Source organism: Niveibacterium umoris (assembly GCF_014197015.1).
Lineage (GTDB): Bacteria > Pseudomonadota > Gammaproteobacteria > Burkholderiales > Rhodocyclaceae > Niveibacterium > Niveibacterium umoris.
The window spans coordinates 29,677-49,942 of record NZ_JACIET010000002.1; the positions used below are offsets into that span (position 1 = coordinate 29,677).

Sequence of the window (20,266 nt, forward strand, 5' to 3'; positions counted from 1 at the left end):
GCATCCGAGAACCCGGCAGCTCGCGCGGCCGGGGCACTACCTCGTTGGCGCTGGATTCAGGATCTCGTCACCGGCTGGCCAACCAAGGCGAGCAGTCGTGCACGCATGGCCAGGAAGTCCAGCGGTGCGCCATCGGGACCCATCACGTCGCGAAACAACGCGATGTTCTTGGCTTGAATCGAGGCGGGCAACGGCGCAAAGCCCGCATCCGCCGCAAACTGGTCGCCACGCAGCTGGGCCCAGTACAGGAACCGCAGTGACGTTCGCGCGCGATCGGCTTGCCTGGCCTTGCGTTCAAACAGAACGTAGGTCACCTCTCCGATCGGCCATGTCGCTTCGCCCGTCACGTCGATCAGCGAGGCCGCCTGCGAGCCCCCCTGCCCCAGACCGGACATCATGATGGCCGCCGAGATGCTGCTCACGGACGGCGCGACATAGCGCCCTGAACGATTGCGCAACTGAACGTAGGCGAGCTTGGCGCGCAACGCTTCGTCGAGCGCGATATATCCGATTGCCCCGGGGGTTCCGTGAACCTGCTCGGTCATGGCGCTGGTGGTTGCCGCCTTCGCGACCGGAACCGGCCACGCCGGCGCTTCGCTCGCACCCATGCGTGAAGCCCAACGGGCATCTGCGCCCGCCAGGTAGGTCGTGAAGGTCTTCGTGGTGCCGGATGCGCCGTCGCGAACAACCGGCTTGATGGCCAGCTTCGGGAGATTCAGGCCGGGATTGGCCGCGCGGATTTCGTCGTCGTTCCAGTAATGCAACTCGCCGAGATAGATCCGGGCAAGCAGGGCCGCGTTCAGACGCAGTGCCCCTGGTGCGACGCCCGGCACATTGACAACCGGCGTCACGCCACCGACGAGCAAGGGCATCTGGATAAGCCCCCGCGACACGACTTCCTCCTGGGACATCGGAATTTCGGTCAGCGCAAAATCCACCTTGCGATCGCTGATATCGCGCAGACCCGCTCGCGAATTGCTCGCAGCGTAATTGACCTGGATATTGTTCTCTTTGGCGAACAGGAACGACCACTGCGCGAGGACGCGCGCCGAAGCGCTGCCACCGCCACCGGCCACCGACGGCGAGAAACGTGAATCTGCAAAAGCAAGCATCGTCGCGCCCATGAGGGAGGCAGCGATGAAGGCCTTTGTAAGAGTTATCTTGAGCATAAGGAGTCCTAAGATTTCTGGATCAATGTGGGCAAGCCACCCACTGAGCCCACCGTGATTTCAAGCTGGATACGGACAAACGGCGCGGAGTCGACGGCCATCATCAGGTGCCGATGACCGAGGATTCTTTCCTTCTTCGGTGCGTGGAACTACGGCAACTGCGCTCACGTTCGACGCAAAAACGCTCGAACAGCGAAGGCCGCCAGGTCTTGCCACGCACGCGCCTTGCCACCGGTTCGCTCGGAAGAGCGCCCGCAACCTGCAGGTCTGGAAGCCGCCACGACATCGCCTGCGAACCGACGCGCTAAAGCAACCGTGGAACGAGAGAGACTGATCGTCCGCAACCCATCCAGGACCAAACCGCGGGCGTCCTGGGCGCGTCGCAACGCCATCGAGTGGTGAGAGCAAACCGCGCAGGCTCGCCTGTAGCGAGCCCGCCCTACCCGGCTGTTTCGGGGGCGGGTTAGCCATCCGAAAGCGCCTGAAACTTGAATGAAACGTAACATACCAAAAGCGCCACTTTAATACCAGAGATAGAACCGGTATTAACCGTTTTTCACACTCGTTCGGCATGGATACGTAGCGAAACTGGAAGCCAGGACGCAAGACTTTCAGATGCTCCGTGAGCAAGCAGTGACATCCTGGCGGGGCAGCGCAGCGGCGCGCGATCATTGATGCGGCCGCGCATCCTGACGCACAGGGATCGCACGCGATCGAGCGAGGCGCGGGTTGGCGCCAGACTCGCCATTCACACTCTTGCGACTCGGTGAAGTCGCTTCCGCGCGGATTCGTTTACGACGAACCCGCCCTGCCACGCAGCCGGGTCGGGATGCGTGCACCATGGGTGGCGCGCCAAGGCAACTCATGCGGTGCTTCGGCGCGACGACCCCGGCAATCGAATGCCGCTGTATGTCACACACGCCACGAAACCGGCCCGCGAGCGCCGTACCAAGCTGCTAGGCTTTTGCTCCCCGGCGCGCTCGCGCCCAACTCATCCAGCATTTATCCAACAAGGAACGCACTCGTGAGAATCGCACAACTCGCCCTCGCCCTTTTCATCAGCGTCGCGGTGCTGCCCGCCACCGCCGCCGAGCAACCGGCCAGCGAAGCATCGGTCAAGCGCCTGATCGAGATCACCAATTCGAAGAAACTGGTGGATAACGCGATGCTGCAAATGGACGCAATGATGAAGGCATCGATGAAGCAGGCCTTGGCGGATCAGTCGCTCACCGCAGAGCAAGAGAAAGTGATGATCGAGACGCAGGAAAAGCTGGCCGGCCTGGTGAAGGAAGAACTGAAGTGGGAGATGCTCGAACCGATGTTCCTCGACATCTACCAGAAGACATTCACCCAGAAAGAGGTGGATGGCATGCTGTCGTTCTACAAGTCGCCGGCGGGCCAGGCCGTCATCAAGAAGATGCCGCAAGTGATGCAGGCCTCGATGCAGATCATGCAGGCGCGCATGTCCAAACTGGTGCCGCAGATTCAGCAGATCACCGCAGAAGGTGCCGAGAAGATGAAGGCGCTGTCGGCGCAGCCGAAGCCCTGAGCCAACGTCACCCGCCGCGGGCCGCGCCGGCTTGCGATCTTCAACCCATGCACATTCAGCACCGCCGCAACCGCCCATGAACCCGAATCTCGACCTCCTGCGCGACTTCTTCGCAGCCATCAACCGCAACGACATGGATGCGATGGCGGCCTGTTTCGCGCCCGGGGTCGTCCGCACCGAGCCGGAGGGCTGGGACACCGCCGGCACCCACATCGGCGTCGAGGCGGTGCGCGCGAATGTCAGCAAGGGCCGCGCGACCTGGGCGGAAGGAAGCTGCGACCCCGAGAAGTACCTTGTCGGCGCAGAGCGGATCGTCGTGTATCTCCATGCCCGGGTCCGACTCGCGAGCAGCAATGAATGGGTCGGGGGTCGGTTCGCCGACGGCTTCGTGCTCGCGGACGGCAAGATCCTCGAGTACCGCACCTTCTGGGAGCGACGCGACGCCCTGGCATGGGCCGGCATCACAGACGAGGAGACGGAGTGAAAACCGGGGGTCCGCGCGGCTGCGGCTTGCCGCCTGTGATCAGGGCATTCCGGTGCTGAGCAGGGCGCTCGCCTGCGTCCATGTCGTCGCCGTGCTCGCGCTGGCGACATGCGCGGCGCTCATCTGGCGGCTGAAGTGCGAGAGCTTCGGGTGCATGGGGGTCGGGGTCGCGTGGTTCGCCTGGGTGCTTGCGTTTTTCCCTGTGCTGCTGGTCGGCCTCGTCCTCAGGTCGCGCGCATCGCCGGGCTCGCGGCTGATGACGCTCACGCGGGCGGCGGTGTGGGCGCAGGGGGCGATGGGTGTCGCGTTGGTGGCGGTCTGGGTGATCAAGCAAGCGGGCTGATCGCGCATCGGGCGCGGCATTCGATGCCGTTGCGCGTTGCCACGCTTCGGGTCGAACATGCGGGCACCGTTAGACATCAAGGGGAATTGAAATGACGCGCGTACGAGTCGAGAGTTTCACGATTTCCCTGGATGGCTTCGGCGCCGGGCCCGACCAGGGCCTCAACAACCCGCTGGGGGTGGGCGGAACCGAATTGCACCAGTGGGCGTTTCCGACGCAAACCTTCCAGCGCGCCCTGTTCGGCGTGGATACCGGCACGACAGGCATCGACGACGAATTCGCCAGACGAGGCTTCACCAACATCGGCGCGTGGATTCTCGGCCGGAACATGTTCAGCCCGAGTCGCGGCCCGTGGCCCGACCTGAACTGGAAAGGCTGGTGGGGCGACGAGCCGCCCTATCACGTGCCGGTATTCGTGCTGACGCATCACGCCCGCCCTGCGATCGAAATGGCGGGCAACACGACTTTCCACTTCGTCACCGGCGGCATTGTCGAAGCGCTGGATCGTGCGCGCGAGGCGGCCGGCGCGCGTGACGTGCGCATCGGCGGCGGCGCCAACACCATTCAGCAATATCTGCGCGCCGGCCTGATCGACGAAATGCACCTTGCCATTGCGCCGGTGCTGTTGGGCCGCGGCGAACGCCTTCTCGAAGGCGTCGATCTGCGCGCCGCCGGGTTCAAGTGCGTGCAGCATGTGGCGACCGAGAAGGCGACGCATGTCGTGCTCCGGCGAGACGCAGAATGATGCGGCCCGACCCATCGAACAACAGCCGCAGGGCAGATTAGCCAACGGCGTAACCCGCCTTTCGCGCGGTCGCCATAGGGCGAACGTGATGTCCGCGCGGGTTCGCCTTCGGCGGACCCGCCCTACCGCGGTGTCGAGATTCGATTCGTGCGGGCAATACGATAGGCAGCCGACACGCCTTGCGGCATCATCTGCAACAGCGTCGCGCCGCATCGACGCCGAGCCCCAAACCCGACCGTTCAGCCAGGCCCGCGATGTCCATCGAACTCGACAAACCCGACCGCCAGCAGGCCATCGAGTCCATCCAGCGATACTTCTCCGAGAACATGGAAGCGCCAATCGGCAACATGACGGCCGGCGCGCTGTTGAACTTCTTTCTCGAAGAGGTCGGACCGAGCATCTACAACAAGGCCGTCGCGGATGCGCGCGCACGAATGCAAGCGCGCCTCGACGACCTCGAATTCGAAGTGCAGGAAGACGTCTTCACGTACTGGCGGAAGTTCGACAAGGCCCGCGGCAAGAAGGGCCAAGGATGAACGGGACGAAACGCACGAGTGGGTTTCGTGGCCACACTCCGCGTTGGGCTTCACTTCATACAGCCCAACCTAATGGGCTGCGATGGTTTTGACTTTGGTTCCCGTCGAGAGCGCCGAGTGGCGCAGCGGGGTCGGGGGATCGGCGCGCAGCGCCGACGGCGAGGACTGTTTGAGGCCCGCAGGGCCGAATTCCGCAGCCGCCCGACTTCGCGAGCACGCGAGGGAAGTCAGGCGCAAAGCGCCTGACCGCGAACGCCGGGCGGCACTCTTTGCTTACTTTCTGGTGCTGTTGCCAGAAAGTAAGACGCCCGCCGGGGGCGGGACCCCGGCCAACGCACTGTTGCCATGCGGCGGCGGTTGCGAAGGTGCTGGGCTTCGCTGCGCTCAACCCACCCAACTGCACTGGTCATGCGCAAAGGTTCGCAGAGGGCCAATTATTTCCAACGTCACGCAACCAGCGAGTTCTTCTCATGGATCCTTATAAGTTCGAAATGCAAGGCCGGGCTTTCGACAATGGCGATCGCCTCGACAAAGTTGCTGCAGGCCTAACTGCTTTGCAGCACGTCTTTGACGGACAGTTCCGCGCACTTTCAGACAAGAAGCGGCTCTATGAAGAAGATCGCCGCCACCTGCAGGTACGCATAACCCGCTATGAAGACGGCTCCTTTATCGCGTATCTCGGGGCAATTTATTCGGGAATTCAGACTACTCTGCCGTTTCTCCATGGAACACCAGAAATCTGGGAGGCAACGAAGAACGCCTTCGAGTTCTTGAAGTCAATCTTCGAGCTTGCACACAAAGGCGGCGAAGTACAGGTACAGCAGGATGGCAACAACAACACTGTCGTCATGTCCGGCGACACGAGACAGATCTTCAATGGTCCTGTCTACCAGATAGGCACGCAGATCATTGGCGCGATCCGCGAGTTTGACGATCTACTGGAGAGTGAAGAAGTAAGACGGATAGGTTTGACAGGACCAGAAAACAGCCCCGTATTTTCGCTGACGTCTGACGAAAAAGGGTTGTTTCATCCGCCAACCAGAATTGATGAAACGCCGATTCGACTTACCTGCGACATCTACGACTTCAACAAATACGACAAGACCGGCAAGGCGCGGGTACCTAATGCGCAAGCGATCCCGTCAGGTGATTACAGGTTCAAGAACATTGGGAATCAAGCGGTCGACGACTTCATTATCTCCATGACTGAGCCACAGGTAACGCTAAGTTGCCTTATCAAATACCAGCACGATCCACTGTCAGACAATCGCATCGCCGAGATTTTGGTCATGGCGATTGCGGCCTAGCGCGTAGGGCGGAAAAGCGCAGCGCCTTCCGCCGCATGCCCGCCCTCGGCACAATCCCACCATGCCCGACTATCGCCGCAACCGGGTTCCTGGCGGGACCTTCTTCTTCACGGTAAACCTGCTCGAACGCGAGGCCAGCACGCTCGTCACGCAGATCGACGCTCTGCGTGACGCGGTGAGAACGGTCCGTGCCCGTCGCCCCTTCCACATCGATGCGTGGGTGGTGCTGCCGGACCACATGCATGCGGTCTGGACGCTGCCGCCGGGCGACAGCGATTACTCCGGCCGCTGGCGGGCGATCAAGATCGCCTTTGCGAAGGCACAACCGAAAACCGAACGCCTCTCCGCGGTGCGTGCCGCGAGGGGCGAGCGCGGCATCTGGCAACGGCGCTTCTGGGAGCACACCATCCGCGACGAGCGCGACTATGCCGCGCACCTCGACTACGTGCACATCAATCCGGTCAAGCACGGGCTGGTGACCAGTGTTCGGGACTGGCCCCACTCCTCGTTTCACCGCTGCGTCGCGCGAGGCATCTATGCGCCGGACTGGGCTGGCGAGGAGGTGCCCGATATTGCTGGTGGGGAACGTGGGGGCTGAGGTGTGCGGCTCCATGCGGCGGAAGGCGCTGCGCTTTTCCGCCCTACGGTATTGAGATTGTGGGCGCCCGGTAGGTGTGGGCTGAACTTGAGAAGTCCGACGCTAGCCTCGGTTTCGTGAGACCGCTGGAACTCCGTCCGGACCGATGCCATGACCCAAAAGACAAAGCCTGCGCAAGAAAAACAAAGCCGCCCATCTGGACGGCTTTTTCATTCCGGCGGCCGGGCTTTCGCCCCTGCGTGATCTCTAGTTCGCCCCCTCAAACACAAACCGGATCGTCCCCTTCCCCACCTGCCCCGGCCGCAGGATGCAGCCGGACCAGGCGCGCTGGTTGGGGCTGTCTGGTGGGTAGCCGGGTTCGAGGGCGATGCCGGCGTGGACGGTGTATTGCTTACCGCCGCGGGCGGGGATGCCGGCGAGGTAGTTGCCGGTGTAGCACTGGATCGCGGGTTGGTCGGTGTAGACGCGCATCGTGAGCTTCCAGTCGGCGGAGGCGAGCTCGGCGGCCGGCACGGTGGCGTGGCGGCAGGCTTCGTCGAGCAGGAAGCTGTGGTCGTAGCCGGCGCCGTTGCGCAGTTGTTCGTTGTCGCGAACCGCGTCGGGCCAGGCGCTGCCGATGCGGCAGGGTTTGCGGAAGTCGAAGGGCGTGTCGGCGACTTCGGCTGGTTCGCCCAAGGGCGCGAGCGTGGCGTCGACCGGCACATAGCGCTCGGCGGCGATCTTCAGTGTCTGCGCGCGGATGTCGCCGTCCGGCGTGACGCCGTCGAGGTTGAAGTAGGCGTGGCTGGTCAGCGCGATCGGGCAGGCCTTGTCGACCTCTGCCGTGAAGTCGATCTGCACCGTGCCGGCATCGGTGAGTGCATAGCGCACCTGCACCTGCGCACGGCCGGGGAAGCCCTGGTCGCCGTCGGGTGAGTCGATCGCGAGCACCAGTTCGGTGGCGCTGTGCGAGACGAGCGTCCAGCGCTGCCGGTCGAAGCCTTCCGGCCCGCCGTGCAGGTTGTTCGGCCCGTTGTTGGCGGCGAGATCGTAGGTCTTGCCGTCGAGCGTGAAGCGGGCATCGGTGATGCGGTTGGCGTAGCGGCCGATGATGGCGCCGAGGTACGCGGTCTGGCGCGCGTAGTCCTCCGCGCTGTCGCAGCCGAGCAGCACCTCGCGGTGCCCGCCACCGGCGAGCGGCACTTCACAGGACAGCCAGGTGGCCCCGATGTCCATCACCGCGATGCGCAGACCGCCCGGGTGCTCCAGTTTGAAGATGCGTGCCGCCGCCGTATTCATCATGCTTCCCCTGCTCCGTCTGTTGCGCGGCACACGTACACCGTGGCCGGCTTGCCTTCCGGCGAGCGGTACTGGGCCGCCACCGCCGCTTCCACCGCGGCGACTTGCGCCAGCGGCACCAGCGCGACGACGCAGCCGCCGAAGCCGCCACCTGTCATGCGCACGCCACCATCTTCGCCGATGACTTCGTTGACGATGTTGACCAGGGTGTCGATGGGCGGCACGGTGATCTCGAAATCGTCGCGCATCGAGGCGTGCGAGGCGGCCATCAGCGCGCCCATGCGGCGCAGCGCGCCGGCGGCCAGCGCGTCGGCAGCAGCCAGGGTGCGGGCGTTTTCGGTGACGACGTGGCGGGCACGGCGATAGCTGAGCGCATCGAGCCCCGCCTTGCCGGCTTCCAGCGCGGCTTCGTCGATGTCGCGCAGCGCCTTGACACCGTAGTGGCGCGCGGCGGCTTCGCATTGCTCGCGGCGGGTGTTGTACTCGCTATCGACCAGACCGCGGCGCACGTTGGAGTTGAGGATCATCACCGCCACGCCTTCGGGCAACGCGACGGCGCGGGTTTCCAGCGAGCGGCAGTCGATCAGCAGCGCGTGCGAGGCCTGGCCCTGCGCGGAGATGAGTTGATCCATGATGCCGCAGTTGCAGCCCACGAACTGGTTCTCGGCCTGCTGACCGTTGAGTGCGAGTTCGGTGGCCGACACCGGCAACTGGAACAGCGTCTTGAAGGCCTGGCCGACGGCGACTTCGAGCGCCGCAGAGGACGAGAGCCCCGCGCCCTGCGGCACGTTGCCGGAGATCACCAGATCCGCGCCGCCGAGCTTCAAGCCACGGGCGAGCAGGAACTTGACGACGCCGCGCACGTAATTGGCCCACATCGCGTCGTCGCGCGACACGATCTCCGCATCCAGCGAGAACTCGTCGAGCGCGTCAGCGTAGTCGGCGGCGATGACGCGCACGGTGCGGTCAGCACGCACGCGGCCGGTGACCGCGGTTTCGTAGTCGATCGCGCAGGGCAGCACGAAGCCGTCGTTGTAGTCGGTGTGCTCACCGATCAGGTTCACCCGGCCCGGCGCGCGGACGGTGATGCCGCCGTCGCCGAAATGTTTGGCGAAGGTGTCGCGGGTGCGTTCTTGAGGGGTACTCATTCCGCTGCCTCCAGATAGTGGACATCGCTGACGGCGCGCAGCTTGTCGGCGGCCTGTTCGGCGGTGAGGTCGCGTTGCGCCTCGGCCAGCATCTCGTAGCCGACCATGAACTTGCGCACCGTGGCCGAACGCAGCAGCGGCGGGTAGAAGTGCGCGTGAAGTTGCCAGTGCTCGGCGGAGCCCTCGTCGCCAAACGGCGCGCCGTGCCAGCCCATCGAGTACGGGAAGGAGCACTGGAACAGGTTGTCGTAGCGGCTGGTGAGCTTCTTCAGCGCGATGGCGAGATCGGCTTTCTGCGCGGGCGAGAGCTCGGTGATGCGGCGCACATGGGCGGCCTTGGGCATCAGCAGGGTCTCGAACGGCCACGCGGCCCAGTAGGGCACGACGGCGAGCCAGTGTTCGGTTTCGACCACGGTGCGGGCGCCATCGGCGACTTCACGCGCGGCGTAGTCCAGCAGCAGCGGGCGGCCGTTCTTCGCGAAGTATTCGGCCTGCGTGCGTTGCTCGGCGGCGGCTTCGTTCGGCAGGAAGCTGTTGGCCCAGATCTGGCCGTGCGGGTGCGGGTTGGAGCAGCCCATCATCGCGCCCTTGTTCTCGAAGACCTGCACCCATGGGTAGGTCTTGCCGAGGTCAGCGGATTCCACCTGCCAGGTGTCGATGACATGGCCGATCGCGTCGAGCGACAACTCGGGCAGCGACTTGCTGTGGTCCGGCGAGAAGCAGATCACCCGGCTGGTGCCGCGCGCGCTCTGCAACTGGAACAGCGGGTCGGCCGGTTCAGGCGCGGCCGGCGTGTCGGTCATCAGCGCGGCGAAGTCGTTGGTGAAGACGAAGGTGTGCGCGTAGTCGGGGTTGGTCTCGCCGGTGACGCGCTTGTTGCGCGCGCACAGGTAGCACTCGGGGTCGTGCGCGGGGCGCGCGCTGCGGTCCGGCGTTTCTTGCTGGCCTTGCCAGGGGCGCTTCGCGCGGTGCGGCGAAACCAGCACCCAGTCACCCTTGAGCGGGTTGTAGCGGCGATGCGGGTGATCGATCGGGTCAAACATCTGGGGTACCTCTTTCCTTCAAATTCAAGATTCGGACAACCGGGTGACGACTCGCGGTCAGGCGTCCTGATAACCGTTGGGATTCTTTGATTGCCAATTCCAGGTGTCGCGCGTCATGTCGTCGAGGCTGCGCGTGGCGCGCCAGCCCAGTTCGCGTTCGGCGTAGGCCGGGTCGGCCCAGCATTCGGCGATGTCGCCGGGGCGGCGATCGACGAGCTTGTAGGGCAGCTCGCGACCGACCGCGCGGCCGAAGGCGGCGACCATTTCGAGCACGCTGTTGCCGTGGCCGGTGCCGAGGTTGAACACGTGCACGCCTGCCCTGCCCTGGCGGGCCTTCAGTGCGGCGATGTGGCCGTCGGCGAGATCCATCACATGGATGTAATCGCGCACGCCGGTGCCGTCCGGCGTCGGGTAGTCGCTGCCATACACCGAGAGATACTCGCGGCGGCCGACGGCGACCTGCGCCAGATACGGCATCAGGTTGTTCGGGATGCCTTGCGGGTCTTCGCCCATCAGGCCGCTGGGGTGCGCGCCGACCGGGTTGAAGTAGCGCAGCAGGGTCACCGACCAGTCCGGCGTGGCGTGCTGGAAGTCGGTCAGCACCTGCTCCATCATCAGCTTGGTCCAGCCATAGGGGTTGGTGGCGCGGGTCGGGAAATCCTCGCGGATCGGCACCGAGGCCGGGTCGCCATACACGGTGGCGGAGCTGCTGAAGACGAAGTTCTTTACCCCGGCCGCGCGCATCGCTTCGAGCAGCACGAAGGTGCCGCCGAGGTTGTTCTCGTAGTACTCCAGCGGCTTGGCGACCGACTCGCCGACCGCCTTGAGCGCAGCGAAGTGGATCACCGCTTCGATCTTGTGCTCGGCGAAGATGCGGTCGAGCAGCGCGTGGTCGCGGATGTCGCCCGCGTACAGCGTCGGGCGGCGGCCCGCGATCTGTTCGATGCGGTCGAGCACCTTGGGGCTGGCGTTGCAGAAGTTGTCGACGATCACCGGCTCGTAGCCGGCGCCGATCAGTTGCACGCTGGTGATGCTGCCGATGTAGCCGGCGCCGCCGGTCACGAGAATCTTCATGGCATTCCTTTTACGGCGTGAATGGGTGTGACTGGGTCACTGAAAAGGGGTGCCGGCCGCGATCGCCCAAGGGGGGGTTGGGGAAGTTGGGGGACGGGGGATCCCGCGATGCGGCCGGCGTACTGCACGGTCAGGCCACCTTCGCTTGCAGCGGGTCGGTGGCGCCCTGGAGCCAGGGCAGCTTGAGTTTCGCCAGGTCGTGGCACGGCCGCGGCAAGGCTTGGCCGGCCTCGTCGAACAGGTGGCAGGCGCCGGGCGGAATGCCCAGCGCAACCGTCGCACCGCAGGGCACCGGCTGGTCGCCCTTGGCCTTGGCAATCAGCGCGTCGGCCGAGCAGGCCTGTTCGAGGTAGATGAAGGTCGATTCGCCGAGCCGCTCGGTCCACATCACCTGGCGGTGAAGCGCCTGCAGGCCGTGCGCATCGGGCACGATGTGCTCGGGCCGCACGCCCAGCGTGACCTTGGCGCCCGGCTGCAGGCGGGTGGCGTCGAGTTCGGCCACCAGCAGTTCGCCGGTCTCGATGCGCACCTCGGCGCGGGTCGGCGTCGCGGAGACCAGTTCGCCGGGAATCAGGTTCATCTTCGGCGAGCCGATGAAGCCGGCCGCGAAGAGGTTGCGCGGGCGGTGGTAGAGCTCCAGCGGCGAGCCGACCTGCGCGATGCTGCCGTAGCGATGCGTCGCATCACCGGTGTTCAGCAGCACGATCTTGTCGGCCAGCGTCATCGCTTCCACCTGGTCATGCGTCACGTAGATCATGCTGGCCTTGCCCAGCTTGCGCTGCAAGCGCGCGATCTCGATGCGGGTCTGCACGCGCAGGCCGGCGTCGAGGTTGGAGAGCGGCTCGTCGAACAGGAACACGCCCGGCTCGCGCACGATGGCGCGGCCGATCGCCACACGCTGGCGCTGCCCGCCCGAGAGTTCCTTCGGCTTGCGTTCGAGCAGGTGCTCCACCTGCAGGATGCGCGCTGCCTTGTCCACGCTGCCGTCGATCGCCGCCTTGGCGGTGTGCGCGAGGCGCAGTGCGAAGCCCATGTTGCGCGCAACCGTCATGTGCGGATACAGCGCGTAGCTCTGGAACACCATCGCGATGCCGCGCGCCGAGGGCGGCAGCTTGTTGACCTGCTTGCCGTCGATCAGCAAGTCGCCGGAGGTGATGTCTTCCAGCCCCGCGACCATGCGCAGCAGCGTCGATTTGCCACAGCCCGAGGGGCCGACGAAGACGCACAGTTCGCCGTCGGCAATGTCGAGATTGACGTCGCGAATCACCGGGATGTTGCCGGCGTAGATCTTGTTGATGTTACGGAAGGAAATGCTGGCCATCTGTATGTCTCCTGTAATGCGGTGGCGGGTGCGTGGCCTCACCACTCCGCGACGCTGCCATCGGCGTGTCGCCACACCGGGTTACGCCAGTCTGGCGCGCATGCGCTCGCAGCAAGCACGCGCGCCTCGTCGATCTCGACACCGAGACCGGGCTTGGGCAACGCCGCGATACAGCCGCCTTCGATGCGGAAGTCTTCGCGGTTAACCACATAGTCGAGCAGATCTGCGCCCTGGTTGTAATGGATGCCGATGCTGTGTTCCTGCAGCACCGCGTTGTATGCGACGAAGTCGAGCTGCAGGCAGGCCGCCAGCGCAATGGGGCCGAGCGGACAGTGCGGCGCAAAGGCCACGTCGTGCGCCTCGGCCATCGCGGCGATCTTGTGGCATTCGGTGATGCCGCCGGCGTGCGAGGGGTCGGGCTGCAGGATCGCGAGGCCGCCGTCGGCGAGCACGCGCTTGAAGTCGAAACGGGAATACATGCGCTCGCCCGCCGCCAGCGGAATCGCGGTGCTGTCGGCGAGCGGGCGGTAGTGCTCGGCCTGCTCGGGCAGCACCGGCTCCTCGACGAAGAGCGGGCGGAAGGGTTCGAGCTCACGCAGCAGCACACGCGCCATCGGCGCGGCGACGCGGCCGTGGAAGTCGATACCGAAGTCGACCCGTTCGCCGAAGGCTTCGCGCACCGCGGCGACACGCGCGACGACGGCATCCACCGCGCGCGGGCCAGCCAGCATCGCCAGCTCTTCGCTGCCGTTGAACTTGAAGGTGTCGAAGCCGGCTTCGAGCTGTTCGCCGATCGCGGCGACGAGTTCGGCGGGGCGGTCGCCGCCGACCCAGCGGTAGGTGCGCATGCGGTCGCGCACGCGGCCGCCAAGCAATTCGTACACCGGCACGCCGAGCGCCTTGCCCTTGATGTCCCACAGCGCCTGGTCGATACCGGCGATCGCGCTCATCAGCACCGGGCCGCCACGGTAGAAGCCGCCGCGGTAGAGCGTCTGCCAGAGGTCGTTGATCTGCGCCGGGTCACGGCCGATGACGTATTCGGCCAACTCATGCACCGCAGCTTCCACGGTGCGCGCCCTGCCCTCAATCACCGGTTCGCCCCAGCCGGTGATGCCGGCGTCGGTCTCGACCTTGAGGAACAGCCAGCGCGGTGCGACGCGGTAGGTTGTGAAGCGGGTGACCTTCATGCCGGGCAGCCCTCCAGCGCGTGCCGCAGCGACATCGCCACAGCGTAGGTCTGGTGGGCGCTACGGCCGGCGCGGTAGAGCGCGGAGCCCAAGCCGACACCGGTGCAGCCGGCTTCGATGAAGGCGCGCAGGTTGCCGGCACTTATGCCGCCCACCGCAACCATCTGCACCGGGGGCAGTACGGCGCGCAGCGCGCTGACGAAATTCACCCCGAGGCTGATCGCGGGGAACAGCTTCAGGCCGGTCGCGCCGGCATCGAGCGCCGCGAAGGCTTCGCTCGGCGTCGCGACGCCGGCGATCACATCGAGCCCGCATTCGCGCCCGCGCCGGATCACGGCAGCGTTCACATTCGGCGTCAGCACGAAGCGCGCACCCCCTGCCGCGACACGTTCGATCGCCGCGACGTCGAGCACCGTGCCCGCGCCGATACGCATGCGCGTGCTGGCGTACCCCAGCGCCGCACCGAGCGTGGCTTCCGCGCCGCTTGCGTTGAGCGGAATCTCGATCTGCTCGATGCCGGCGGCCAGCAGCGCGTCGAGTTGCGCCGCCACTTCATGCTCGCGCAGGCCGCGCAGGATCGCGATGACCGGCAGCGGGCTCACAGCGCGCCTCCGAAGCGCCCGTCGGCGAGGCCGCGCAGGCCCGGCACGCGCAATGCGAACATCGCGCCGGCAAGCGGCTGGTTGGTGCGTGCGCTGTCGTCGAGCCCGGCGCTGGCGCTCGAAATGTAGAGTGTGTCGAGCGCGGCGCCCCCGAAACCGGGGCAGGCCGCCTGGCTGACCGGCAAGGTGTGCAGGTCGGTGAGCCAGCCACGCGGATCGATCCTTGCCACTGCGCCACCGCCCCACAGCGCGCACCAGACGCCGTCCTCGGCGTCGACCACCGCGCCGTCGGGTTCGACACCGCGCCCGAAGTGCGGGCCGAACGGGCGTACGCCGCTGACATGGCCGCTCGCCGCGTTGTAAGCGGCGCAATGCATGCGGTTCTGCAGCGAGTCGGCGAAGTACAGGCGCGTGCCGTCGCGGCTGAAGCACAGGCTGTTCGCGATGGCGACCGGCGGTAGCGCCAGCGGCTGCAGCGCGCCCTCTGCGGTGTAGCGCCAGAACTGGCTGCGCGGTGTGGCGTCGTGCTCGTTCTTCAGGCCGAAGACGAAATTGCCGTCGCGGTCACAACGGCCATCGTTGACCCGCAGCCCGGGCTCCAGCGGCAGGGCCAGCAGTTCTTGCACCCTGCCGGTGACGAGATCGAAACTGGCCAGACTGCGTTCCAGCCCCAGCAAGAGTCTGCCCGGCGCGACACTGAGCGCGAAGCTGGCGAGGAGGGCCGGCATCGGCCAGGATTGCCGTGCACCACTCGCCGGCGACCAGGCGTGCAGGCAGCGTGCCTCGATGTCGGTCCACAGCAAGCGGGCTTCTGCGGCATCCCACTGCACGCATTCGCCGGTAAGGCAGCGCACGTCACCCAGGCTGGGCGGAACGGTGGCCGGTAGCGGCGTATCGACATCGATCACGACCAGCCTCCATCCACGACGAAGTCCTGTGCCGAGCACATCGCGCTGTCGTCGGCAGCGAGGAACAGCGCCATCCGCGCGACGTCCGCAGTCTGCAGGCGGCGGCGCAGGCACTGGTTGCGTTCGATCTCGGCGTCGGCTTCGGGGCCGACCCACAGGCGCAACTGTTTCTCGGTCATCACCCAGCCGGGCACCAGGCTGTTCACGCGCACGCCGGCGGGGCCGAACTCGCGCGCAAGGCTGCGCGTGAGGCCGTGGATCGCCGCCTTGGCGGTGGCATACAGCGGGTAGCCAGGCGCCTTGATGATCCAGCCATTGGAGCCGACGTTGATGATCGAGCCGGTGCCGGCGGCGCGCATGTCGGGGAACACCGCCTGCGCGGCGAAGAAGTGGTGGCGGAGGTTCACCGCCATCGCTTGCTCCCAGTAGTCCGGGCTCACGGTCTCGGCCGCGTGGCGTTCGTCGTTGGCGGCGTTGTTGATCAGCACCGCGATCGGCCCCTGCACTTCACGTGCTTTCTCGATCGCGCAAGTGAGCGCGTCGATGTCGGTGACATCGCAGGGCAGGAACAGCGGCGCGTGTGCAGCGTCGGTCAGACGCGCGGCCAGCGCCTCGCCCGACACGCGATCGGCATCGACGAAGCTGACCCGCGCATGCTGCCGCGCGAAGTGTTCGACCAGGCTCGCGCCGATGCCGTTGGCGCCGCCGCTGATGAAGACGCTGCGGCCGGCGAGGCTGGGGTAGTTGGCGAATCGCGCGCTCATGCGGGCACCGCCTTGCGATGCGAGTTCTTGCGCGGCGCCTCGCTCACGACCGTGCCGGGGAAGAAGGCATCCGGCACCAGCCCGCGCTTTCGGGCCACCTGCAGCGCGCCCCAGCCGGCGAGGTCGGATTGCTGCGCGTCGCTTGTGACCGTGACCGTGCCAGAGAAGAAGTCATCGCCCGACACGAGCAACGCGAGCGCTTCGCGCAGCAGCGGCTTGCCGGTGATCACGAACTGGGTTCCCGGGCTCATGCGGATCGCGCTGCTGTTCTTCAGCGTCATCAGGTCGGCGGCGAGCACCGCGCCCAGCAGGTAGTTGGCACGTGCGTTGCGGCCATACACGCTGAACTGGTCGAGGATGCGCACGACGAAGCCGGCACGCCCGAGCCCGATGTCACGCGCGGCGCGCGCGCCGGCGCGCAGCATCTCGGCGTCGATGCGTTCGGCGAACGCGCTGTCGAGCGAACCGGCGAGGATCGTGTTGTGCGTCAGCACATGCAGCAACTCGCCGGCCAGCGTGGTGACGCAGCCAACCACGCGCTGCGCGGCATCCAGATGCACGAACTTGGAATGCGAACCGGGCAACACGACCACCGCCGCTTCGCGGATGCCAAGGCGCTCGACCAGACCCATGGTCTCGGTTTCTTCACCGCGCATCATGTCCATCGCCTCGCAGTTGTGCAGGCCGATCTCGGCCGTCACGTTGCGCACGCCGGGCACGAACCACAACGTCTTGCGGCAGACCTCGGGGATGCGTGCCGAGACCATGCCGGCGGCCAACGCATCGCAGCCCGCAGGCGCATCGAGATGCGGTACGCGGCGCAGGCCGAACTCCGAACTGATCATGCCCGAGGCGATCACGCGCGAGACGCTCTCGATGCCCAGCCCGGCCCCCGCCAGCGCATCGGCGATGGTGTCGCGCACACCCTGCTGCAGGGTGGCGTGGCTGCCACTGATCGCCGTGTCACGCACGCCGACCTGGCGCGCCGCGCGGTGCAGCACCCGACCATCGCGCCACACGGTCACCCGCGTGTTGGTCGTTCCGGTGTCGATGGTCAGCAGCTTCATGTCGCGTCGGCGTGATGTGTCGGGTGACATCTTGCGGCGCCGCCGGAGCCCGATCAAACGATCGATTTTTGGCGCTCGCCCTAGATTTTTTTAACGCAAATCGGGCTTCACGAGAGGGCGCCCCTCAAACTGGATTTGGGGGCGCCCAGCACGGCTTGCGGCGCGCGTCAGCGCTCGCGGATCCGCTTCGCCGCCGCCGTCAGCGCGTCGGCGGGCGTCTTGCGGCCATCGATGATCGCTTCGAGCGCCGTCTCCATCGGCCCCCAGAAGTAGGTCATCTCGGGGTTGTTCGGCATCGGCGCGCCGTAGCGGGCAGCCTCGGTCATGCCGCGCACATGGGGGTCGCTCGCCAGCTCGGCACGCACCTTCAGATCGGCCGGCACGCCGAGCGACTTGTCCGCATTGCAGGCTTTCAGCGCCTCAGGCTTGAGCAGGGCGTTCTCGATGAACTCGGTCGCGAGCCTCTTGTTCGGGCTGGCACGGCTAAGCATGGCGCCGGTCACGCCGACAAAGGGCGCCCCCGGCTTGCCCCCTGTGCGCGGGATCGCCGCGGTGCCGAAATCAATGCCGGCGTCCTTGAGCTTGTCCCACACCCAGGGGCCGTCGATGGTCATCGCGACCCGGCCTTCGAGGAAGGCCGATTCGGCCTCGTCGCGATTCGCGCCGGCCGGCAGCACGCCGTCCTTGATGAGGCGCTGCAGCGCAGCCGCCCCCTTCTGCGCCCCGGCATTGGCGACGCCGACGTCGTTCGGATTCCAGCCCTCTTCACGCGGCTTGAAGGCGTATGCCCCGTTCGCCGCAAACAGGGGCCAGCTGTAGTAGATGTGCGAGAGATCCCACAGGATGGCCTTGCGGTTTGACGACGCAAGCTTGCGATCGAGCTGCGCAATGTCCTCGAAGCTCTGCGGCGGCGTACTGACGTAACGCTTGTTGTAGATCAGGTGGATCGCTTCGATGCCGATCGGGTAGCCCCAGTACTTGCGCCCGAGCGAGAAGGCCTGCCAGCCCTGCGGGTCGATCGCGTCCTTCACGCGCTGGCTGGGCGTCACCGGCTGCAGCAGCCCGTCGGCCACCCAGCGGCCGAGGATGTCGTGGGCCCACACGACGATGTCGGGCCCTTTGCCGACCGCCGCGGCGTTGTGGAAGAAGTCGGGAATCGTCGCCTCGACCTTGACCGCGACGCCAGTCTGCTTGCCGTACTGCTCGGCGGTGCGCGTCCAGGCGTCGAAGCATTTGTCCTTGTTGACCCACACCAGCAGCTTGCCGGCTTCTGCGGCGGTGCATTCGGCGGCAAGCCCGATCGCCAGCAAGGCAGAGAGGCAGTAAATCGAAGTGGATGTGCTCATCGTTGTTCCGCTCCAGCTCGCTTCACCCATGCCGGGCGAAGCCCAAAAAAAAAGGCCGCCCCACCTTCGGTGAGACGGCGTAACCACAGGAAGGAGATGACCTTCCGTCGCACGAAGATGTGCGCTGCAACGCGGCGACCGGTGACGGGGCCGCCGCGCTGCGTCTTACCACCAGCTCTCGGCCTGGATGCCGAAGGAGCTGCCCGAGGTCTGGGTGCCGTAGGTGTCGTACGCGACCCAGCCCTTCGCCTCTTCGTTCCACTTCGCGACGGTGTAGAACACGCGCAGTTCGGGGCGCGAATACGGCGTACGACCGGCTGCCGCGGTAAGGGCCACGGTCGCCTTGCTCAGCGTGCGGGTCTTTTCGTCGCCCGAGGACTTCAGCTGCGACCAGCCCAGTTCGGTGGCCACGCCCCAGATGTCGTCGAAGTGGTAGTGCGGACGGGCGCCCACCGAGAACCAGGTCTGGTCCTTCCACAGGTCGGCACGCTTGTCCTTGCGATAGATGATGTTCGCGAGCGCGGTCCACTTGCCGTCGCCGGACGTGTAGCTGACGTTGTCCAGGAACTGCGTGGTGGTGTCTTCCTTGGCCGCATCGGTGTTGATCTGGCCGAAGTTGCCGTTCGCCATCGAACCCTTGCCGTACTGGATGCCGACTCGGTTCCAGGCATTCAGGTCGCCCAGCTGCGCGTCGTAGAACACGCCGCCATACCAGCCGCCTTCTGCCTTGTACTTCTGGTCGCGACTTTCCTTGCCGGTCGAGAAGCCACCGTTGAAGGTCAGGTAGCCGTTGTCATGGATCTTGACGCTTTCGAGCTTGAGCAGGTTCGCGTAGTACAGGGTGTCGTCGTCACTCTTGCTGGAGTCGCGCCAGGTCACCGCGGTGCGCTCGATCGCGTAGCTGAACTTGCCGAAGCCGAAGTCCAGGTTCTCGACACCGGCGCCGTCGCCGTCGGATTGCTGGTACTTGTAGTCGAGGATGTGGATGTCCGGACGATCGTAGTAGCGACGGCCGGCCCAGATGCTCGCGCCCTGCAGCACGCCGGTGCCGAGGTTGTGGCCCGACAGGTAGAGCTGCGACCAGCTCGTCGATGCGCCGTTGATCGAATCCGGATAGCCCTTCCAGCCGGTCAGCATCGCGTGGCCCTTCCACACGGTGCCGTTGGACATGGCCGGACCTTCGACGTCCAGACCGAACTCGCCGTAGTTGTCGCATTCGTTGCCCAGACGGTACTTCGCCGGCCCCAGGCCGAAGCACGCCTGGCTGCCGTCCTTGCTGGCACCGAAGCCGGCACGGAAGTAGCCGTTGCTGGAAAGACCCGGCGCCGCCAGGGCGCTGGTACCTGCCAGCATCAGTGCGGCAGCGATTACACGCATCGGAAACTGCTTTTTCATGATCTCTTTTCTCCTCTGTATTGCCTGTTCCACCTACCGTGGCTGTCTGCGGCCCACCTCTCGGGGGCGGCCGCTTTTCTGTCGCCGCATGCGGGCCGTGTGCTGCTGCCCGCCGCGAATACCTGTCTGCCCCATGGCACTCACTGCCGTGCCGGTAAAACGTTTAATCTCAACTGCCGCCTATTCTTCGCGCCGCCTGTGCCGGGCCGCAAACGAGGTTTTTTGGGGGCTTCGTTAAATCAGATTTGAGGAAACCCGGCCCGCGCGGACGCGTGTTCGCCCCGCCCGGCGCGCTTGCGCGCGGGTGACGATGTGTGACGCGGGATGTTTGAATCGCTGTGCGCTGACAGTGCCTTGCGGCACTAAGGCGGGCCGCTTCCGGTGTGACCTGCGTGGCGTGCC

General features: G+C 65.8%; 20 protein-coding genes. 7 read left to right on the forward strand and 13 right to left on the reverse strand.

What is annotated here, in order from left to right; translation table 11 throughout:
* Window positions 1-56 precede the first annotated feature (56 nt).
* Window positions 57-1,076, reverse strand: coding sequence for a phosphate ABC transporter substrate-binding protein PstS (gene pstS, locus GGR36_RS12210; RefSeq protein ID WP_183635020.1), 1,020 nt, complete (start codon window positions 1,074-1,076; stop codon window positions 57-59).
* A gap of 1,117 nt (window positions 1,077-2,193) precedes the next feature.
* Between pstS and GGR36_RS22280 the strand changes: the two genes are divergently transcribed.
* The 7 genes from GGR36_RS22280 to GGR36_RS12245 all read left to right on the forward strand — a co-directional run bounded on the left by GGR36_RS22280 (window position 2,194) and on the right by GGR36_RS12245 (window position 6,731).
* Complete coding sequence (locus GGR36_RS22280) at window positions 2,194-2,718, forward strand: DUF2059 domain-containing protein (protein ID WP_183635021.1); 525 nt, start codon at window positions 2,194-2,196, stop codon at window positions 2,716-2,718.
* 76 nt (window positions 2,719-2,794) lie between these two features.
* A complete protein-coding gene (locus tag GGR36_RS12220) occupies window positions 2,795-3,202 on the forward strand; it encodes a nuclear transport factor 2 family protein (RefSeq protein WP_183635022.1) in 408 nt (135 codons plus the stop codon).
* Between the two features lie 52 nt (window positions 3,203-3,254).
* Window positions 3,255-3,545, forward strand: a complete 291-nt coding sequence (locus GGR36_RS12225) for a hypothetical protein (protein WP_183635023.1) — start codon at window positions 3,255-3,257, stop codon at window positions 3,543-3,545.
* A 91-nt stretch (window positions 3,546-3,636) separates the two neighbouring features.
* Window positions 3,637-4,290 (forward strand): dihydrofolate reductase family protein, encoded by a 654-nt coding sequence (locus GGR36_RS12230; protein ID WP_183635024.1) that lies wholly within the window; start codon window positions 3,637-3,639, stop codon window positions 4,288-4,290.
* 254 nt (window positions 4,291-4,544) lie between these two features.
* Window positions 4,545-4,826 (forward strand): DUF2164 domain-containing protein, encoded by a 282-nt coding sequence (locus GGR36_RS12235; RefSeq protein ID WP_183635025.1) that lies wholly within the window; start codon window positions 4,545-4,547, stop codon window positions 4,824-4,826.
* A 470-nt stretch (window positions 4,827-5,296) separates the two neighbouring features.
* Window positions 5,297-6,133 (forward strand): hypothetical protein, encoded by an 837-nt coding sequence (locus GGR36_RS12240; RefSeq protein ID WP_183635026.1) that lies wholly within the window; start codon window positions 5,297-5,299, stop codon window positions 6,131-6,133.
* 61 nt (window positions 6,134-6,194) lie between these two features.
* Entirely contained in the window at window positions 6,195-6,731 is a 537-nt protein-coding gene (locus GGR36_RS12245; RefSeq protein WP_183635027.1) for an REP-associated tyrosine transposase, read from the forward strand.
* A 246-nt stretch (window positions 6,732-6,977) separates the two neighbouring features.
* Here GGR36_RS12245 and GGR36_RS12250 read toward each other — a convergent pair whose 3' ends face one another.
* From GGR36_RS12250 to GGR36_RS12305, 12 genes are all read right to left on the reverse strand, one after another.
* Window positions 6,978-8,012 (reverse strand): galactose-1-epimerase, encoded by a 1,035-nt coding sequence (locus GGR36_RS12250; protein ID WP_183635028.1) that lies wholly within the window; start codon window positions 8,010-8,012, stop codon window positions 6,978-6,980.
* Window positions 8,009-9,157, reverse strand: coding sequence for a galactokinase (gene galK / locus GGR36_RS12255; protein WP_183635029.1), 1,149 nt, complete (start codon window positions 9,155-9,157; stop codon window positions 8,009-8,011). The genes GGR36_RS12250 and galK overlap by 4 nt, the downstream gene beginning before the upstream one ends.
* Window positions 9,154-10,200: a galactose-1-phosphate uridylyltransferase gene (gene galT / locus GGR36_RS12260; RefSeq protein WP_183635030.1), complete on the reverse strand. Its 1,047-nt coding sequence runs from the start codon at window positions 10,198-10,200 to the stop codon at window positions 9,154-9,156. The genes galK and galT overlap by 4 nt, the downstream gene beginning before the upstream one ends.
* 57 nt (window positions 10,201-10,257) lie before the next feature.
* A complete protein-coding gene (gene galE, locus GGR36_RS12265) occupies window positions 10,258-11,274 on the reverse strand; it encodes a UDP-glucose 4-epimerase GalE (RefSeq protein WP_183635031.1) in 1,017 nt (338 codons plus the stop codon).
* Between the two features lie 130 nt (window positions 11,275-11,404).
* A complete protein-coding gene (locus GGR36_RS12270) occupies window positions 11,405-12,595 on the reverse strand; it encodes an ABC transporter ATP-binding protein (protein WP_183635032.1) in 1,191 nt (396 codons plus the stop codon).
* Between the two features lie 38 nt (window positions 12,596-12,633).
* Window positions 12,634-13,782, reverse strand: coding sequence for a galactonate dehydratase (gene dgoD / locus GGR36_RS12275; RefSeq protein ID WP_183635033.1), 1,149 nt, complete (start codon window positions 13,780-13,782; stop codon window positions 12,634-12,636).
* On the reverse strand, window positions 13,779-14,384 hold the full coding sequence (locus tag GGR36_RS12280; RefSeq protein ID WP_207064416.1) for a 2-dehydro-3-deoxy-6-phosphogalactonate aldolase: 606 nt from the start codon (window positions 14,382-14,384) through the stop codon (window positions 13,779-13,781). Before GGR36_RS12280 ends, dgoD begins: the two co-directional genes overlap by 4 nt.
* Window positions 14,381-15,292, reverse strand: a complete 912-nt coding sequence (locus GGR36_RS12285) for an SMP-30/gluconolactonase/LRE family protein (RefSeq protein WP_207064417.1) — start codon at window positions 15,290-15,292, stop codon at window positions 14,381-14,383. Before GGR36_RS12285 ends, GGR36_RS12280 begins: the two co-directional genes overlap by 4 nt.
* Window positions 15,289-16,056: an SDR family NAD(P)-dependent oxidoreductase gene (locus tag GGR36_RS12290; protein WP_183635035.1), complete on the reverse strand. Its 768-nt coding sequence runs from the start codon at window positions 16,054-16,056 to the stop codon at window positions 15,289-15,291. The genes GGR36_RS12285 and GGR36_RS12290 overlap by 4 nt, the downstream gene beginning before the upstream one ends.
* Complete coding sequence (locus GGR36_RS12295; RefSeq protein ID WP_183635036.1) at window positions 16,053-17,123, reverse strand: 2-dehydro-3-deoxygalactonokinase; 1,071 nt, start codon at window positions 17,121-17,123, stop codon at window positions 16,053-16,055. The genes GGR36_RS12290 and GGR36_RS12295 overlap by 4 nt, the downstream gene beginning before the upstream one ends.
* A gap of 167 nt (window positions 17,124-17,290) precedes the next feature.
* The gene (malE, locus tag GGR36_RS12300; RefSeq protein WP_183635037.1) at window positions 17,291-18,469 is read right to left on the reverse strand and encodes a maltose/maltodextrin ABC transporter substrate-binding protein MalE; all 1,179 of its coding nucleotides are present in this window, start codon (window positions 18,467-18,469) and stop codon (window positions 17,291-17,293) included.
* Window positions 18,470-18,634: 165 nt separating this feature from the next.
* The gene (locus GGR36_RS12305; RefSeq protein ID WP_183635038.1) at window positions 18,635-19,864 is read right to left on the reverse strand and encodes a carbohydrate porin; all 1,230 of its coding nucleotides are present in this window, start codon (window positions 19,862-19,864) and stop codon (window positions 18,635-18,637) included.
* Window positions 19,865-20,266: the final 402 nt, after the last annotated feature.

Coding starts and splice junctions, on each gene's coding strand:
- GGR36_RS12220 (WP_183635022.1), top strand. CDS start 2,795: ATGAACCCGAATCTCGACCTCCTGCGCGACTTCTTCGCAGCCATCAAC.
- GGR36_RS12230 (WP_183635024.1), top strand. CDS start 3,637: ATGACGCGCGTACGAGTCGAGAGTTTCACGATTTCCCTGGATGGCTTC.
- GGR36_RS12235 (WP_183635025.1), top strand. CDS start 4,545: ATGTCCATCGAACTCGACAAACCCGACCGCCAGCAGGCCATCGAGTCC.
- GGR36_RS12240 (WP_183635026.1), top strand. CDS start 5,297: ATGGATCCTTATAAGTTCGAAATGCAAGGCCGGGCTTTCGACAATGGC.
- GGR36_RS12245 (WP_183635027.1), top strand. CDS start 6,195: ATGCCCGACTATCGCCGCAACCGGGTTCCTGGCGGGACCTTCTTCTTC.
- GGR36_RS12250 (WP_183635028.1), bottom strand. CDS start 8,012: ATGATGAATACGGCGGCGGCACGCATCTTCAAACTGGAGCACCCGGGC.
- galK (WP_183635029.1), bottom strand. CDS start 9,157: ATGAGTACCCCTCAAGAACGCACCCGCGACACCTTCGCCAAACATTTC.
- galT (WP_183635030.1), bottom strand. CDS start 10,200: ATGTTTGACCCGATCGATCACCCGCATCGCCGCTACAACCCGCTCAAG.
- galE (WP_183635031.1), bottom strand. CDS start 11,274: ATGAAGATTCTCGTGACCGGCGGCGCCGGCTACATCGGCAGCATCACC.
- GGR36_RS12270 (WP_183635032.1), bottom strand. CDS start 12,595: ATGGCCAGCATTTCCTTCCGTAACATCAACAAGATCTACGCCGGCAAC.
- dgoD (WP_183635033.1), bottom strand. CDS start 13,782: ATGAAGGTCACCCGCTTCACAACCTACCGCGTCGCACCGCGCTGGCTG.
- GGR36_RS12290 (WP_183635035.1), bottom strand. CDS start 16,056: ATGAGCGCGCGATTCGCCAACTACCCCAGCCTCGCCGGCCGCAGCGTC.
- GGR36_RS12295 (WP_183635036.1), bottom strand. CDS start 17,123: ATGAAGCTGCTGACCATCGACACCGGAACGACCAACACGCGGGTGACC.
- malE (WP_183635037.1), bottom strand. CDS start 18,469: ATGAGCACATCCACTTCGATTTACTGCCTCTCTGCCTTGCTGGCGATC.
- GGR36_RS12305 (WP_183635038.1), bottom strand. CDS start 19,864: ATGAAAAAGCAGTTTCCGATGCGTGTAATCGCTGCCGCACTGATGCTG.